Genomic DNA, 16,039 nt, shown 5'->3' with positions numbered 1-16,039 from the left:
TCACGTTTCCCATTCTACGTGGCGGCCGCCATCGGATTTCCCGGATGTGTCCATCGGCATAGATTGCGGACCATGAGTCAAGACTTCTCGGGCAAGGCGGCGCTGGTCACGGGCGCCTCACGCGGCATCGGCTACGGCATCGCCCGCGAACTGCTGTCCCGCGGCGCCGCCGTGACCATCACCGGCCGCAAGCCCGAAGCCTGCGCTTCGGCGGCCGCCTCGCTGGCGGAAGAGACCGGTTCGGACCGGGTGCTGGCCGTTCCCGGCAACGCGGGCGACGACGCCGCGCGCGAGGAGGCCGTGACCCGCACCGTGGAGACGTTCGGCAGCCTCGACGTCCTCGTCAACAACACCGGCATCAACCCGCAGTTCGGCTTCCTGATGGAGGCCGACCTCAACGCCGTGCGCAAGATCTTCGACGTCAACGTGGTCGCCGCACTGGGTTTCGCGCAGCTGGCGTGGAAGGCGTGGCTGTCCGAGCACGGTGGCGCCATCGTCAACGTCGCCTCCGTCGGCGGCCTGCGCTCCACGGGCGTGATCGGCGCCTACGGGGCGTCCAAGGCGGCGCTGATCCGCCTCACCGAGGAACTGGCGTGGCAGCTGGGCCCTCGCGTCCGTGTCAACGCCGTGGCCCCCGCCGTGGTGAAGACGAAGTTCGCCGAGGCCCTCTGGTCGGGCCGCGAGGAGGAGGCGACCCAGCAGTACCCGATGAAGCGACTCGGCACCCCGCAGGACGTCGCTTCCCTGGTCGCGTTCCTCGCTTCGGACGCCGCTTCGTGGATCACCGGCGAAACCGTCCGGGTCGACGGCGGCATCCTCGCCACCGGCACGGCCGGCTAGGCGTCCCTGACGATCACCTCGACGGCGCGCGCTCGCTGAGCCGCGTCGTCGAGGACGGCGCGGCGCGGCTCGGCCACGTCCAGCACGCGCGCTTCCGCCTTCGCGAACACGACGCCGAGGCGAGGGTCGGCTTTCAGCGCGTCCAGCGCCGCCCGATCTCCGCCGAGCACCACGGCCTCGAGGTCGCTCAGCCGTGGAACGAGCACCCTGGCGACGTCGTCGGCGGCGGCCTTGAGCGCCACCCGCGCCTGGCCCTCCCGCCGCCGCGCGAAGCGCTGCTGCGACCACCCGCCGGCCGCGCTGCGCCCGTGCACCTGCCGACTGTCGGTAGTGGACACTTCAACGACGCCGCCATACGCGATCCCAATGCTGTGTCCGCCGAGGCGCACGAGCACCAGACCCACGCGCCGGGGCCGCTGGAGCGCTTCCACGGCTCCTTTCAGGCCGTTCCCTTCGGGGAGGTCCACCGGGGTGCTGAACTCGGCTGTGGCGCCGTCCAGCGCCGTGACGACGACCTGCCGTCTACGCACCACGGTCTCCGCGACACCGCCGTGCCGCTCGCCGAACCGCTGGAACCACCCTTCGAGCCGCTCCGGCTCGACCTCGACCGCGCGCCCGCCGCCGGGCACCGACCGCACCTTGGCCACCGTGCCCCTCCCCGACCGCCGCGCTCACGCGGGCGTCCCCCCGCCAGGGGGACCCCCTGCTTTCATTCTTCCAGGAAGGACCGACAATTCGGGCCGCTCAGCTGTCGGGCTGTGGACAAGTTGCCCCGGCTGCGGGCGAGCTGCGGGGGGGAAGTCGCCGCGGCGTGCAAGTCGCCGCGGCTGTGAGCAAGCTGCCGGCCGTGGGCAAGCCGCCGGCCGTGGGCAAGCCGCCGGCCGTGGGCAAGCCGCCGGCCGTGGGCAAGCCGCCGGCCGTGGGCAAGCCGCCGGCCGTGGGCAAGCCGCCGGCCGTGGGCAAGCCGCCGGCCGTGGAGCAACCGCGGTTCAGGCGACGGCGACCCACACGGGCAGCGGATGCCCGCTCTCCGCCGGCGCCAGCCGTTGCACCGCCGAGAACCCGGCCGCCTGCAACGCCGCCGACACGGTCGCCGCACTCAACACGCGATGCCGCGTGGCCACAGCTCCGGACACCGACCACCCGTCGGATCCTCGGACCAGGGACACGACCTCGAGCCCGTAGGACTGGCCGTCGGGCGCCCAGTCCCACAACTGGACGGTGACGCGGTCGCCGGATACGCGAGGCGGCGGTGCGGCCGGTCGCAGGGCGCCCAACCGGTCCAGTTCCGGTACGGCAGCCACCAGCAGTCCACCGGGCCGGAGGGCGGAGAACGCGCGGAACAGGGTGGACTCGAGGGTGTCCTCGTGGGCGAGCCTGGGGAGCAGGTCATCGCAGGCCCGCACGACGTCCACGGAGCTGCCCGGAACGACATCCAGCAGGTCAACGACCTCGTGCGGTCCGGGCCCGAGCACAGCACCTGCGACCGAGGTGAGGGCGTCCATTGCGCACACACTAGAGCCAGGCGATCACGCCCCGCCAATGGCACACAAATGTTACTGATCGGTTCGAATCGCTTGACAGCTGAGCCTCGAAAGCGTGAACCTGTCAACCGTATGGATTAACCATTGACTCCATCCGGCGTCCTCATGGGGTGTTCACGGACGGGTAGGGTCACTGGGGCGTGATCTTATGACAGCGGGGAGTCACCATGACCATCGCTGCCGGTCGACCAACACAGCCCGTTGAAGACACTGAAACGGGTCACGGCAGCCTGACACAGCTTCTCACCACCGGGCCATTCCCGGAGGCCTTGAGGGCTGCTATCAAGGCGAGCCGGCTCAGCCTCGACCGCATCCAGCACCGGTTGGCACTACGCGGAGTCACCATCAGCGTGGCTACGCTCAGCTACTGGCAGTCCGGCCGGCGAAGGCCCGAGCGACCCGAGTCGCTCGAGGCTCTCCGACACCTCGAGTCCGTGCTGGGTGTCCCCCAGTCCGGGTTGAGCGCGTTGCTGGGCCCACCCCGGCCGCGCGGCCGGCGCTGCCGTCCGACGACGATGATGCCGATCGACGCGCTGTGGGCGCGGCGGGAGCGGGTCGCGAACCTGCTCTCGAAGGTCGACACGTCCTCGGACCTCAAGCTCGGGCGGATCAGCCAGCACGACCGCATCGAGGTTTCTGCTGACGGCGGGCAGAAATCCGTGTGGGTGCGGCAGATCCTGCGCGCGGAGCAGGACGGCCCGGACCGCTGGACCCTCGTGTTCGAGACCGAGGAGTCCGATCTGCTTCCGGACGTCACGAACGTGCGCAACTGCCACCTCGGCCGGGTCGCCAAGGACCAGGAAGCCAACATCATGGTGGCCGAGATGATGTTCGAACGCCCGCTCGCGCGCGGCGAGACGATCATCATGGAGTACCAGCTGGAGTTCCCCGAGGGGCACTACCCCAAGGGCAACAACACCTTCGCACGCAAGTTCCGGCTGCCGGTCCGCGAGTACGTCATCGAGGTTCGGTTCGACGCCGAGCAGCCTCCGGCGCGCGTCCAGCAGTACAGCGTGCCCGCCGGCGACGAGACGCCTTCGCGGCGCCGCAACCTCACGCTCGACAGTGAAAGCGGCGTGCACGCGGTCGCCCTGGGCTTTGGGCCCGGTGTGTTCGGCGTCCGCTGGGAGTGGCCTAACAACCGTTAGAGCTTCTAAGCGTTAGAGGCCGCCTACATCCGTTAGACCTTCTAACGGTTGGGGGCGGCCTTCACGCGTGTTAGGGCATCTAACGGCTGGGACGACGACGAGTGCGTCAGGCTTTCACGCCTGTTAGAGGCTCTAACGGCTGGACGGACGACAGGCGCGTCGGACCTACACGCCTGTTAGACCCTCTAACGGTTAGAGGCATGCCACAACTGTTAGACCCTCTAACAGCTAGAGGCGCCCTATAACCGCTAGACCCTCTAACGGAACGGGCGGCTTCCAACTCTCGGAAACCGCCCGTCCATCAGTTGGAACCGATCACACGTACCCGGCGACGTGGAACGACACCGAACGCAGCGAACCGCGGTCGGCGGAAGCGCTGTCCACGACCTTGAACGTCCAGGTCCCGTCGGCGGTCGCACCGATCAGACCGCTCAACGGAGTCACGGACCGCCAAGAGCCGGTGAACGGCGCATCGGTGCTGGACACCGAGGAGAAGGCCCGCGCGGCGTTGTCGTCGAACACGACCTTGCACAGGTTGTTGCCCGTGCTGCCGGCCCGCTGGAACAGCGTCACGGTCTGACCGGTCGGCGATGTGAGGGTGCCGACCAGGTCACCGACGAAGGTGTGGTCGATGCCCACGGTCGTGGCGCCGTCGGCGGTCGAGCACGTCTCGCCGTCGATCGAGAACGTCAGGCGGGACGCCCGGCCGATGCCGGACACCGGGAACTGCAGCGACACACCGGTCGGGTCGTTGTCCGGGATCGCCAGCGCAGGCCCGTTGTAGACGAAGTGCTTGGTGTCCCGCGACGGCTCACCGATCGCGACGGTAAAGGATGCCGCAGTCGGCGACGTCGAACCCGAGAACGTCACGCGGGCGTCCAGCCGCACCGCGTCACCGAGCTGCGCGGTCGCCGGGATCGACACCTTGAAGGTGTTGCTGACGGTCTGACCGACGTCGATGTTGCCGTAGTACTTCGAACGCGGCGCGATCGTCACGCCCGCGGTCGGCGTGGTGAGCACCAGCGAAGTCGACGACGCGGTGCCGTCACCGCCGTTGAACACCGGCACGGTCACGGTCGCCGTGGTGCCCGGCTTGAGGTACGCGCTGCCGTCGTTGTCGTTCAGGATCGTCGGCTTCTGCGCCTTGGCCAGCGCCTGCGGCGAAGCCCCCGTGTACGCCAGAGCCCGGTCCGCCATCACGAGGCCGGCACCGGCACGAGTGTCCACACCGGACTCGGCGATGTCGAGTGCCGTGGTGGTCAACGCCTCGCGCACCTCGGCCGGCTTCAGCGTCGGGTTGCCGGACAGGATCAGGCCGGCGATGGCCGCCGCGTTCGGCGCGGACGCCGAAGTGCCGAAGAACGGCGCGAACCCGGACACCGAGGTCGTCACACCGTCGGCCGCGGTGAGGTCCGGCTTGGCGCGCACCGACTCCTCGGGCGTGCCGTCGGCCTTGAAGAACACCTTGCGCGGGCCGTCGGACGTGAAGCGCTCGAGCTTCTGCGTGGCGTCGTACGAACCGGGGAACGGTCCCTTCGGGTTCGCCGGGTCACCGGGCTCCAGGTCGAACGGCAGCGCTCCCGCGGCCGGGGCCGCGGCGACGGCGATCGCGCCCTTGGCGGCCGCGTGACCGGTGATCACACCGGGCGTCACGAACTTCTTGTAGCCGTCGGAAGTGTTGGCGAACCGGCCGCCCAGCGCCGACAGCGAGATGTACTTGTCGTCACCGCGGAACTTCACGACGGCCAGGCGCGTGCCGGACGAACCGGCGGGCGTGCGCAGCAGTTCGTACGGGTTCTGCGTGCCGTCCTGGGTGTTCTGGCTGAACGCGACGACGCTGCCCTGCGTGTTGATCAGGTAGAGGTCGTAGTCGTTGAACGACTGGCCCGCCGGGTCGTTCCAGAACAGCGTCACGGGGGTGTTGCCCGAGTAGTTCGACAGCGGGTTGAACACCTGCTTCTGCGCGGGGTTCGAGTCGAAGTCGTGGGCGCTGCCCGCGAACTTGCCGATGCCGACACCGGAGTCGACGAACTGGCCCTCCCAGTGGCCCGAGGTGCCGTCGGCGACGTTGCCCTCGTTGCCCGCGGAGGAGAAGAACAGCGCGCCGTCCGCGGCTACCGCGTCGACGGCCTGCGCGATGATGCCGTCCTGGAACGGCGACTCGTTGAAGTACAGGACGTCGTCGACGATGACGTCGCAGCCCAGCTGGAAGCGGAGCTTCTTGATGTTGTCGGCGAACGACGCGTCGCCGTTGAACGCCGTGGCGAAGCCGAGCTCGGCGTTGGGCGCGATGTCGTGCAGGATCTCGAGCATCGCGGTGCCCTCGTCGCCCGAACCCTCCTGGCCGGGCACGACGTCGACCGGGGGCAACTCGCCGGAGGCCTGCGAGACGGCGAGTGAGGCGATGCCGTCGGAGAGCGCGCAGAGCTTCGTGCCGACACCCGTGACGTGGTGGGTGTTGCGCGCGGTGTCCGCGGCGTGAGCGCGGTCGCTCTCGGCGGTCTTGGCCGCCGCGACCGACATCTGGCGCTCGGCGATCTTCTTCTCGATCTGGCGCGCCTTGTCCTCCTTGGACGGCTGCTGCGCGCGCTTCACGGTGCGGTTGAGCGGTTTCTCGACCTTCGAGGTCTTCGCTTCGCTGCCGGCCTCGACCCGCAGGACGTCGGCACGCCCCGCGATCGTCGTCACGGCGTCGAGCGGAACCTCGGCGCGAACCGTGCGGTGCTCCGGCGACAACGCGCGAATCTGCCCACCCGCCGTGCGGACAGCGTTCACGAGGTCTTCGGAGTACTCCTTGGCCCGGATGTCGACGAGCGTGGTCCCCTGCCCCGAGACCTGCACGCCGGTCTGCACCGACGGCAACGCGCTCGTCGCGCCCACCTGCGTCCGCTTGCGCCGCTCGACCACGAGCGCGCTGTCCACTTTGGACTCAGCGGGCGAGAGGGACTTCTTGACGTCCTGCAGGGCCTTGATCTGGGCCCCGGTCTTGTCGGTGATGGTCTTCGGAGACTTGGCCGGATCCGCGGAAGCCGGCGTCACCGAACCCAGTACGGCCAGTAGCAGCGCTGTGCCCGCTGCGACGAGAGTCGTGCCTCTTCGAGATCTGCGCACAGGGATTCCCCCGAACGTTCATGCGTGCCCCCGAGCACGCGGCCGACGGCCGGCGATAACCGGCCGAGGCGCCAACGTATGGTGCACGACTGACCACCGTCAGCAGCCTTTCGGGGTAGTTCCCACATCCCAGACACGATCACAGTTCACAGAACAAACGCGTCCGTCCACAACTGACCAGTACGACCGGAAAGCGCTTCCAGCAGCGCGGCAGCCTGGTTGTCGGTCAACGACGCGACGAAGTCCACGACCGCCCGTCCCCGCGCCAGAGCCCTGACTTCATCAGTACCAATCGGCATCTCAACGGTCGCACCGACCAAAGTGGACGGCTCCGTCCGGGCGAGCCCCGCGTACTCCGTTTCGGCCAGCTCGACGAGGTCGTGCAGCCGACGCGGCAACCGATTGGCCTCGTGCCGATCGGTCACCCACTGCTCGAGCGCCTCGACCAGCGCGGTGATCAACCTGGCCTGACCCCGTTGGTGCAGCGCGAGATCCGGCCGCAGCAGGACGAATCGCTGATGCACGAACTTCAGCACCTGCACCTCGTGCCACTGCGGCACCGCCAGCACGACGTGCCCGGACCGCGGCGTCGGTTCCTCCAGCACCCGCACCGCGTCGACGAGCCGCCGCGTCCAGCGCGCGGAGAACGACGCGAGCGCCTGCTCGGACTCCACCGACCCGTCGAACGGCACGGCGAGCAACCCGTCGACCAGCTCCGCGCTCACCTTCACCACGGCGGCCGCGAACGCCTCGTCGTCCATCACCCAGGAGTCCTTGGCGTGCAGGCGCCTGCGCAACGTCTCCAGCGACCGCCCCGGCCGGCGGATCTGCGCCTGCAGCTCCGGCCTGGTCAGGCCGGCGAGCTCCAGCGCCTTCGTGCGCCACTCGCCCAGCTCGGCCGACACGGTCGCGTGCTGCAGCACCCCGACGCGGTGGAAGTCCTCCAGGTCGTGGATCGCGTACGCGATGTCGTCCGCGGTGTCCATGACCGACGCCTCGACGGTCTGCTGCCAGCTCTCGATCCGCCCGTGGAACGGCGCCCGCGCCTGCACCACGTCGTCCAACTCGGTGACATACGCCGAGAACTTCACGCTGCCCGTGCCCGGCATGTCGGCCGGTTCGGCCGCACCGCGCGGCGGCACCGGCAGGTCCTTGGGATGCGGCTGGGGGTACGACCGGCGCGTCCACGGGTACTTGAGCAGCGCCGCGCGCACGGCCGCGGTCAGGTCGAGCCCCAGACCACTCGGTCCGCGCACGTCCGTCGTCGTGATGATGCGGAACGACTGCGCGTTGCCCTCGAACCCGTCGGGCAGCCCGAACCGGTTGCGCGCCAGCCGGTCGAGCACCTGCTCGCCCAGGTGCCCGAACGGCGGGTGCCCGAGGTCGTGCGCGAGCGCCGCGGCCTCCGCCACGTCCGGCTCGCACCCGCCGAGCTTGTCCAGCACCGTCTCCAGCTCGGGCCGGCTACCCAGCCGCTCGGCGATCGCGCGTGCCGCCTGCGCGACCTTCAGGCTGTGCGTGAGGCGGTTGTGCACCAGCAGGCCCGACCCGGTCGAGCTGACGACCTGGGTGACGCCGCCGAGCCGCGCGAAGAACGGCGAGCTGGCGACGCGGTCGCGGTCGACGCGGAACGGGCTCGTCGCCAGGTCGGCCGCACTCTCCGCGGCTCCGGACCGGCGTACCTCTCGTTGATCGTGGTGCATGCGGCAACGGTAGTCGCAGCGGCCTAGCGCGGCGTGAAATGAAACCGGCAGATCAGATCGGTCCAGTCCCGCAGCCCGTCCATGTGGGGGGCGGCGCGGCGCGGCTGGGCCTGAAGCCACCGCGTGAACACCGGCTCGTCGGAGCCGACCTTGTCCAACCGGCCGACCTCCAGGGCCTGCCGGAACGCGCGAGGCACGCCGACAGACAGCGCGAGCAGCAGCACGAGCTGCCCTTGCTCGGGCACCTTCCAGCCGCGGGCCGTGCCGATAGAGCGAAGCAGCAGGTAGATGTTGATGAACCGCTTCACGGCGCGAGGTGTGGTCCCGATGAACTCCGCGACGTCCTCGATCTGGGTCATCTCCTCGGCGGTAACCGTCAGGTCGACGGTGTCCGCACCGGCGATCGGACGGCGCTCGTCCTCCCCCAGCCAGTCGACGACCTGGTGGAACGCCCGGAGATCGGCCTCGCTGAACCGCTGACCGATGTCGCCCGTGGTCTGCGTCGAGGTCGCGTCGGACGGCCGCAGGCTGGGCGTGAGCAGGCCACGCAGCATCCGGTCCCGTGCCTCGTCGTCCAGCGGCAGCAACCGGAACGGCACCTGGAAGATCTTCTCCAGGTAGTCCTCCGGTCGCGCGTCCGCCCCGCCCAGCTGCCCGTAGTGCTCCCGCAGCGAACTCTCCAGCCACCGGGCGTCGACGGCGACGACCACGACGAACAACGGGAAGGCCAACAGCAGGTGCACGGCCTCCAGCACCTTGATCACCAGCGGCGTCGGGCAGCGGTCGAGGTCGTCGATGTACAGCACGATGCGGTCGATCGCGTACTCGTCGCGCACCGCCTCGCTCGCGGTGTGGTCCTGCTGGGCCGCGACCAGCCTGGACAGCCGTTCGAGGTCGCGACGGACCAGCGCGGGCACCCCGAGGTGACGCCGGTAGTCGTCGCTGCCGAGCCGTTCGTTGATGAACTCCGTCAACACGCGGCGCGGCGTGCTCGCGGCCTGCGACTCGGTGACCTCGGCGAGCTTCGCCGCGACCCCCTCCTCCCGTTCCTTCGCCGCGTCGAGATCCTTCTGCGCCTGCGCAAGCGCTTCCTCGGCGTCTTGCACCTTCTGGTCCAGCTCGTCGCGCTGCTCCTGCTCGGCGGCGGCGAGCTCGGCCTGCGCCTTGGCGATCTTGTCCGTCGCCGACCGCACGTAGCGGCCCGCGATCGCCAGGTATCCGGTCAGCGTGGTGAGCAGTCCGCCGACCGTGCCGGCCACGGCCGCGATCGCCGAGGTATCCACCTTGCCGCTCACATAGGCGATCGCGGGTCCGAGCACGATCACGAGCACGACCGCGGCGACATACTTAGGCCCGCCGGACCGCAACGGCCCGAGCATCGCGCCCAGGCCCTGCAGGTCCTCACGCGCCCTGCCGAGCTCGTCGCGCAACGCCTGGCCGTTCTCGCTCAGCTCGGTGAGGCCGAGGCTGTCGGTGATCTGCTTGCGCAGCTCCGCGGACGGTTTCCAGCCCGCCAGCGGCCGCGCGCGCCGCGCGTTCTCGAGCTCCGCGACCTTCTGCTCGCGTTCCTCCTCCCGTTGCGCGACCTGCGCTTCGGCGGCGGCTTTCTTCTGCTCCAGCTTGAGTTGCTCGTCGAGCGCTTCCTGATGTTCCTCGGACACGCCCCGCACCTGCTCGACCCAGAACCGCTGGCGCTGCGCCAGCAGGTCGTCGCTGTCGTCACCGGAGATCCGCAGGTTGCGGAACAGGTGTTCCACCAGCCCCGCCCAGAGATCTCCCCCGACGTACTGCCAGGCGTTGAACTCGATCTGCACGATCGACCGGTGGAACGGCGCCTCCGGTGCGGCGGTGGCGGCCAGTCCGTCGATCCGGCGCTGCAGGTTGCGAAGGAAGTAGCTCTTCCCCGATCCCCAGTCACCGAACAGTCCCACCGCGAGCGGCGGGATGAGCCGCTTCGACGCGATGAGGTGCGCGAACGCGTCCACCTCGGTACCGATGCCGACCATGTCCTCCGCGTCGTCCACACGGGACCGAGGCTGGTCGGCGAAGTAGTGGGGCAGCTCCACTCGCGGCGCCTGGTACGGCAACCGATCCCTCAGGAACTCCGCATAGGGCTGCCGTCCCCGCAGATACTCGCGATAGGTGGACACGACCGCGGCGTAGTCGACTCCCCTGCGTTCCAACGCCTCCCGCACCGCCGATATGCGCGCGCCCAGCAGCACGCCGAACAGCGCACGCAGGCTGACTTGCCCGTCGGTGTCGACGGCCTCGCTGGTCGCGGTGCCCAGCAGCGCCTCGACGTCGGTTTCGAGCGGCGGCATCCCGGTGAGCAAAGGCGTGTCGTAGAACGAGAGCAACGTATGTGCGGCGGCCACCCTGCCGGTGACTTCGCCTGGCGGAATGTGGAAGTGCTCGAAGAGGCGTCGTAGCTCGCTGTCCGCCGGATCGGCGAGCATGATCCCGACGAGCAGGTCGACCGCTTTCACGCGCACCAGGTCCGGCCCCTCGTCTGCGGTGGCGAGCGCGTTGGCGAACGCCCAGCGCAGCGCGGCCTTGGCGGGCGCGGCGAGCATCGACCACACCCCGTCATTCGCCGAGGCCAAGGGGTTCCTCCTTGCTCATCCGCCGCACGTTCGGCAGATACGGGGCGAGCTCGTCGAGGTCGGCGGCGTCGAACCGGCACAGCCCCGCGGACCACCACACGTTCTCGGGCTTGCCGCCCACCAGGTAACGACCGTCGGCCAACAGGATCGCCCAACCGTTGTCCGACTTCGTGAACGTCGCCATCAGGTCCCCGGTCGTCGGGTTCCACAACCTGAGCAGGCCGTCGTTGCCACCCGACGCCAGCCAGCGGCCGGTCGGGCTCACTGCGAGCGCGTTCACCGCTTTCGAGTCGGCCTGCATCGAACGCAAGAGCTGCCAGGATTCGGTGTCCCACAACCGAATACGGCCGTCTTCACCGGCGGACGCCAGCCACCTCCCACCCGGATCGACCGCGAGAGCGTTGATCCAACGCCCTCCGGGTTCCAGGGACTTGAGGACGGACTTCCGGCGACGGCTCCAGATCATCACCCGGCCGCCGACTCCGGCCGCGGCCAGCCAGCGACCATCCGGGTGGAACGCGAGCGCACCCACGGCGGTCAGGCCACGCAGGCTCGTCCTCCGACGCCAGAACCTGAACCAGCCGGGATCCGTCAGTGCGAACAGCTGTACCTTCCCATCGAAGCCGCCGGCGGCCAGCCACTGCCCCTGCGGATCGAAGGCGAATGCGTTCACCCCTGGACTCGTGGCTTCGAAGTGGCGGACGACCTCTCCGCTCGAGCGGTCGGCCAGGATCACCTTCGTCACGCCCGCCGAACCGTGCGCGACCCATTTTCCGTCCGCACTCACCGCCACTGTGGGTATGCCGCTGACGTCTTCCAACGGCGGAAGTTCACGCTCCAAGAGGGGGCCGGCCGTCCCCACACCACGGACCCGTGACACCCTCACCATGCCCGGTGCAGAGTCAGTTATCACACCTCGGGTGACCGGATCGACGGCGATTGCGAACACGCCGGCCTTCAGCTTGTCGGGCTGGCCACCGGTGGTGAGCCGCCACACCTGCGTGTCCTGTCGCACCCCGGCGACGACCAGCCATTCATCGAGCGGATCGACTCCGATGGCTTCGATCGTCCCGCGGGTCGGTGCGATCTGTCCGATCACCTTTCCGGTCTGCGGGTTCCACAGCGCGATGGTGCCGTTGTGGTGCCCGGACAACAACCAACGGCCCGTGCGCTCTGCGAGCAACGTGCGACATCGCCCCATCGGTCCTTCCAGCACTCGCTGAACGTCCGACTGAACGACGATCTGCGTCTTGTCCGTATAAGCGAACCAACTCCGACTGAACGCGATGTCAGTCGACTTACCCGCACGCGCGCCATCAGGGATGCTTATCCCCCACCCCCGGACGCCACCGGTGCCTACCGCGACGACCACCTCACCGACCCGATTGATGCGGAGACCGGTGATCACTCCTTTGTAGCCTGTTAGCGAAGGTTGTTCTTTGTGGGCCCTCAGGTTCCAGACCTTGACGACACCGTCGGCGGCGATCGCGAGCCATCGTCCGGTGACGTCCATGGCGATGCTGGAGACCGATTTCTCGCTGGTCAGGAGGATCGGTTGGCTCCCTGAGACGGAGTGAACGTAAACGCCATCGCCGGTGGCGGCGGCAATGCGTCTGCCACCAACCGCCACCAGCCGCACGGCGGCACCGAGCTCGGACAGCATCGGGGTACTGGTCCACGTTGTCATGTCCCACAGCAACACGCTGTTGTCGGCGCCGACCGAGAGCAACAACTCTCCCCGCCAACTCGCGGCGAGACTCTTCACTGGGGTGTCATGAGCGAAGTCCGTTCGCATCGTGCGGAAGTCGTTGACGTCGTGCACGCGGATGCTGCCGTCTTCGTGTCCGGTGACCACCATGCCTCGTGCAAGCGAGGCGGCACAGCACACCGCCGATTCTCCCGCCACCTGAGGAACGACCTCGGCGCCCGGCAGCGCGGCACCCGCGACGTCGGCCGTCCTCAACGCATCAGCGTCCACCCGTGCGCCGATCAGGACGGCGCGTTCCAGCGTCGCCTTGTCGAGCTTGGCCCCGGTCAGGACGGCTCCGACGAGCTGTGCCCGCTGCAGGTCGGCGTTCGTCAGGTCGGCGCCCGTCAGGTTCGCCCCGGACAGCTTCGCGCCGACCAGCTTGGCATGGCGGAGGTTCGCCTCGCGCATCTCCGTGGGCAGTACCGCACCGGACAGGTCGGCATTCTCGAGGTTCGCCTGATTCAGGCTCTGCCCCGAAAGGTCACGACCGCGCAGGTCCTGGCCCGCGTAGTTCACCTGCCCGGCCTGAACCTGGCGGCGTTGCAGCACGAGCGCCGCGTTCGCCTTCGCGGCCGGCCCCGGCGTCGCGGAGCGCGCAACGACATCGCGCGCCCACGCCACGACGCGGTTCGCACCCGCGAGATCGCACAGGAAGTCGACCATGGGGGTGGTCAGCTCGTGGTCCGCCAGCACCTTGTCGACTCCGGGAGTCCCCTCCCTGTCGAAGGCTCGTCTTGCGGTGTCCGCGACGAACCACTCCATGACGGACTGATGGATGAACGCGAACTCGTCCTCACCGCGGCGCACCAGCACCGTGCTGGAACCGACGGCCTGGACCGCCTCGCGTGGACGCATCTCCAGCCGAGCCAGGTCGGTGATGCGATCGGCCACCTCGCCGAGGTCCTCGAGCGCGATGCTCCGTTGTCCCGTGCGCCACATGCGGGTCGCCGTCTCGCGCAGCGCGTCCATTCGCTGCACCACCGACAACGGCGTCAGCCCGCCGCTCGCCGTCTGCCTGGCCACCTCGTGCTTGAGCCACGTCACCAGCAGCAGCTCATAGAGCGCCCCGGCGGTCATGTCCCGGTTCTCCGCCGACTTCGCCAGCGTCGCGGCGGTGAGGATGCCCTCCCGGTACCACCGGATCATGAACGTGAGCATCCGCGGGTTCGCGGCGAGATCGAGCAGGTTGGGCACCCGGTCGAGGGTGGTCAGGAACTCGTCGGCCGCGGTTTCGTTGTCCTCGAACGCCTTCACCACCAGCGTTCGTCTTTGGTCTTTCTCCAGCGGGAACAGCCGGATGATCTGCGAGCCCGGCAGGCGGTTGACGTCCTCACCCAGCGCGTTGCGGACCGCGCGGTCGGTCGCGAAGTACTGGTGGCGGCTCGTGACGACGACCTTCGCGGCACCCGCCGCCGCCTCGCGCAGAGTCTCGAAATGCTGCGGCACCCGCTCGTAGCTGGTGCGCAGCGCCAGTTCGTCGAAGCCGTCGAACAGCAACGCGATCCTGCCCTCACGGAGCAGGTAGCGAAACGCCGTGCTGTGGAACGGATCCACGCCCGCACGGGCCATGTGCTGCGCGAGCAGCTCGTCGAGCGTGCGGCCCTTCTCCAGGTCGCGCATGGTCACCAGGACGGGGACGAGCCCGTCGCCCACGGCCAGCTCGTATGCGACCTTGTGCAACAGGAAGGTCTTGCCCGTACCGAAGTCGCCCAGCACCAACACGAACCGGGGACCGCCGGCGGCCAACGTCTCCAGCAGATGCGGGACCACAGTGGACTCGGCCGGTGTGCCGACGCCGAGCGGAGCCCACCGTTTGTCCACGTGCAGGTTCAACGGGTACTCGATGTCGGCCGCGAGGCCTTCGGCTTGTTTGCTCACATAGTAAGACGAGTGGTCCCACAGCGCGCCGACGTACTCGTCGAACGGCCGCAACCAGACCCGAAACCGCTTGGCCGTCTCGGCAACCGAGTCGACCGGCGGCTCACCGGTATACACGATCTCGAGCGGGGAACGAGTTCCGACAGCGGTCGCCAGTGCATGGAACTCGGCGACCACCGGACCCGTGATCTGGCCGTCGTGCACCCCGACCACGCTGTGCTCGGCCCATGGCCCGCGCGTGTACGACACCTTCACATAGCCGAGCCCACGGCTCTCCAGGGGAACGATCTGCGCGTCCGGCACGTGGCTGAACCGCCAGTGCAGCTTGCACACGTCACGCACACGACTGAGGAGGTCGTCCGGCGGACGCTTCTCAGCGCCTTCCATCCGGACATCATGCGGAGCCGAACGGGGGAACAAAAGCGGCCAAACGAGTTGTCGTGCCGATCACCACTCGTAGAGCGTCCAGTCGCACACCTCGCGGTAGCCGATGCGCTGGTAGATCGAGTTCGACACCGGGTTGAGCAGGTCGGCGAACAACACGACGTGCTCGGCGCCCTGGTCGAGTGCCCATTGGCTGGCGGCGGCCGACACCGCGGCGCCGTAGCCGTGCCTGCGGTGTTCTCGAGGGGTGTAGACCGGGCCGATGCGCGACATGCCCGCGTTCGGTTTGCCGGCCGTCGCCCACGCCACCGGCTTGCCGTCGACCTCCCAGAGCGTGACGCCGGAGCCGAGCGCCAGCATTCGTCGCACTTGTTCCTCGGCCGACACCGGCTTTGGCTCGGTGGGGAGGGCTTCGGCGAAGAAGTCGTCGCGCCATTGCGCTAGCAGCGGCACGTCGGACTCATCGGCCAGGCGCGCGGTGCCTTGGACGGTCGGCGGATCCAGTTCGCCCAGGCGGTAGAGCCGTTCGTGGAGCGTCACTCGCGCGTTGTCGGTCCACTTGGCGGCGAACGCGTCCGCTTGGGCGGAAGGGGCGATCACGCCTGGCAGGTCGGGGTTGATCTGTTTGAACGTGCTGACTACCAGGTCGATCGCTGCCAGCGGGACGTCGGCCAGTTGGGCTGGCCACGGCGGGGTGCGGAGCACTGAGCCGATCAGCTGGGCGCCTTCGTGCAGCGTCACCATGATCGGTTTGTCGTCCGGCTGCGGGAGCGTCAGCAGGCGGTGCAGGACGCCGATCGCGACCGTGTGCAGGACCGGGTCCTGCTCGTAGCGAGGTCGGGTGAGCTCGGCGAACTCGCCGACGTCGGTGTGGATGATCGCTTCCATCGCGGCCCCCGGAACGACAAAAAACCTTGAGGGGTCCAGCGTAGCCGGACCCCTCAAGGGAATAATTGTTCGGCGGCGACCTACTCTCCCACACCGTCACCAGTGCAGTACCATCGGCGCAGAAGGGCTTAACTACCGGGTTCGGAATGGGACCGGGTGTTTCCCCAACGCTATAACCACCGAAACACTA

Annotated in this window: 9 protein-coding genes and 1 rRNA gene; 2 read left to right on the top strand and 8 right to left on the bottom strand. The window is 68.8% G+C overall.

Annotation, left to right across the window (positions count from 1 at the left end; genetic code table 11):
- The first annotated feature begins 72 nt into the window (after positions 1-72).
- Positions 73-840: an SDR family oxidoreductase gene (locus tag QSK35_RS28625; RefSeq protein ID WP_285750644.1), complete on the top strand. Its 768-nt coding sequence runs from the start codon at positions 73-75 to the stop codon at positions 838-840.
- On the opposite strand, the gene QSK35_RS28620 is transcribed toward QSK35_RS28625, so the two are convergent.
- Complete coding sequence (locus QSK35_RS28620) at positions 837-1,487, bottom strand: acVLRF1 family peptidyl-tRNA hydrolase (protein ID WP_285750643.1); 651 nt, start codon at positions 1,485-1,487, stop codon at positions 837-839. The genes QSK35_RS28625 and QSK35_RS28620 overlap by 4 nt on opposite strands.
- 342 nt (positions 1,488-1,829) lie before the next feature.
- Complete coding sequence (locus tag QSK35_RS28615) at positions 1,830-2,345, bottom strand: hypothetical protein (RefSeq protein ID WP_285750642.1); 516 nt, start codon at positions 2,343-2,345, stop codon at positions 1,830-1,832.
- Between the two features lie 308 nt (positions 2,346-2,653).
- Between QSK35_RS28615 and QSK35_RS28610 the strand changes: the two genes are divergently transcribed.
- Entirely contained in the window at positions 2,654-3,532 is an 879-nt protein-coding gene (locus tag QSK35_RS28610) for a hypothetical protein (RefSeq protein WP_285750641.1), read from the top strand.
- Positions 3,533-3,847: 315 nt separating this feature from the next.
- Here QSK35_RS28610 and QSK35_RS28605 read toward each other — a convergent pair whose 3' ends face one another.
- From QSK35_RS28605 to rrf, 6 genes are all read right to left on the bottom strand, one after another.
- The gene (locus QSK35_RS28605) at positions 3,848-6,643 is read right to left on the bottom strand and encodes a S8 family serine peptidase (RefSeq protein ID WP_285750640.1); all 2,796 of its coding nucleotides are present in this window, start codon (positions 6,641-6,643) and stop codon (positions 3,848-3,850) included.
- 146 nt (positions 6,644-6,789) lie between these two features.
- On the bottom strand, positions 6,790-8,346 hold the full coding sequence (locus QSK35_RS28600; protein WP_285750639.1) for a deoxyguanosinetriphosphate triphosphohydrolase family protein: 1,557 nt from the start codon (positions 8,344-8,346) through the stop codon (positions 6,790-6,792).
- A 23-nt stretch (positions 8,347-8,369) separates the two neighbouring features.
- Positions 8,370-10,949 carry a P-loop NTPase fold protein gene (locus tag QSK35_RS28595; RefSeq protein WP_285750638.1) on the bottom strand — a complete coding sequence of 860 codons (2,580 nt, stop codon included), beginning with the start codon at positions 10,947-10,949 and terminating at the stop codon, positions 8,370-8,372.
- Entirely contained in the window at positions 10,933-14,964 is a 4,032-nt protein-coding gene (locus QSK35_RS28590; protein ID WP_285750637.1) for an NACHT and WD40 repeat domain-containing protein, read from the bottom strand. Before QSK35_RS28590 ends, QSK35_RS28595 begins: the two co-directional genes overlap by 17 nt.
- Before the next feature lie 60 nt (positions 14,965-15,024).
- A complete protein-coding gene (locus QSK35_RS28585) occupies positions 15,025-15,849 on the bottom strand; it encodes a GNAT family N-acetyltransferase (RefSeq protein ID WP_285750636.1) in 825 nt (274 codons plus the stop codon).
- Positions 15,850-15,916: 67 nt separating this feature from the next.
- Positions 15,917-16,033: ribosomal RNA gene (gene rrf / locus QSK35_RS28580) — 5S ribosomal RNA — on the bottom strand.
- Positions 16,034-16,039: the final 6 nt, after the last annotated feature.

It is taken from the genome of Lentzea sp. NBRC 105346 (assembly GCF_030269605.1).
In the GTDB taxonomy this organism is placed as follows: domain Bacteria; phylum Actinomycetota; class Actinomycetes; order Mycobacteriales; family Pseudonocardiaceae; genus Lentzea.
This window is presented reverse-complemented; position numbering and strand designations above follow the sequence as displayed.

What these genes read in the sequence shown, in the direction of transcription:
- QSK35_RS28590 (WP_285750637.1), bottom strand. Translation starts at nt 14,964, where the DNA reads ATGGAAGGCGCTGAGAAGCGTCCGCCGGACGACCTCCTCAGTCGTGTG.
- QSK35_RS28600 (WP_285750639.1), bottom strand. Translation starts at nt 8,346, where the DNA reads ATGCACCACGATCAACGAGAGGTACGCCGGTCCGGAGCCGCGGAGAGT.
- QSK35_RS28585 (WP_285750636.1), bottom strand. Translation starts at nt 15,849, where the DNA reads ATGGAAGCGATCATCCACACCGACGTCGGCGAGTTCGCCGAGCTCACC.
- QSK35_RS28625 (WP_285750644.1), top strand. Translation starts at nt 73, where the DNA reads ATGAGTCAAGACTTCTCGGGCAAGGCGGCGCTGGTCACGGGCGCCTCA.
- QSK35_RS28615 (WP_285750642.1), bottom strand. Translation starts at nt 2,345, where the DNA reads ATGGACGCCCTCACCTCGGTCGCAGGTGCTGTGCTCGGGCCCGGACCG.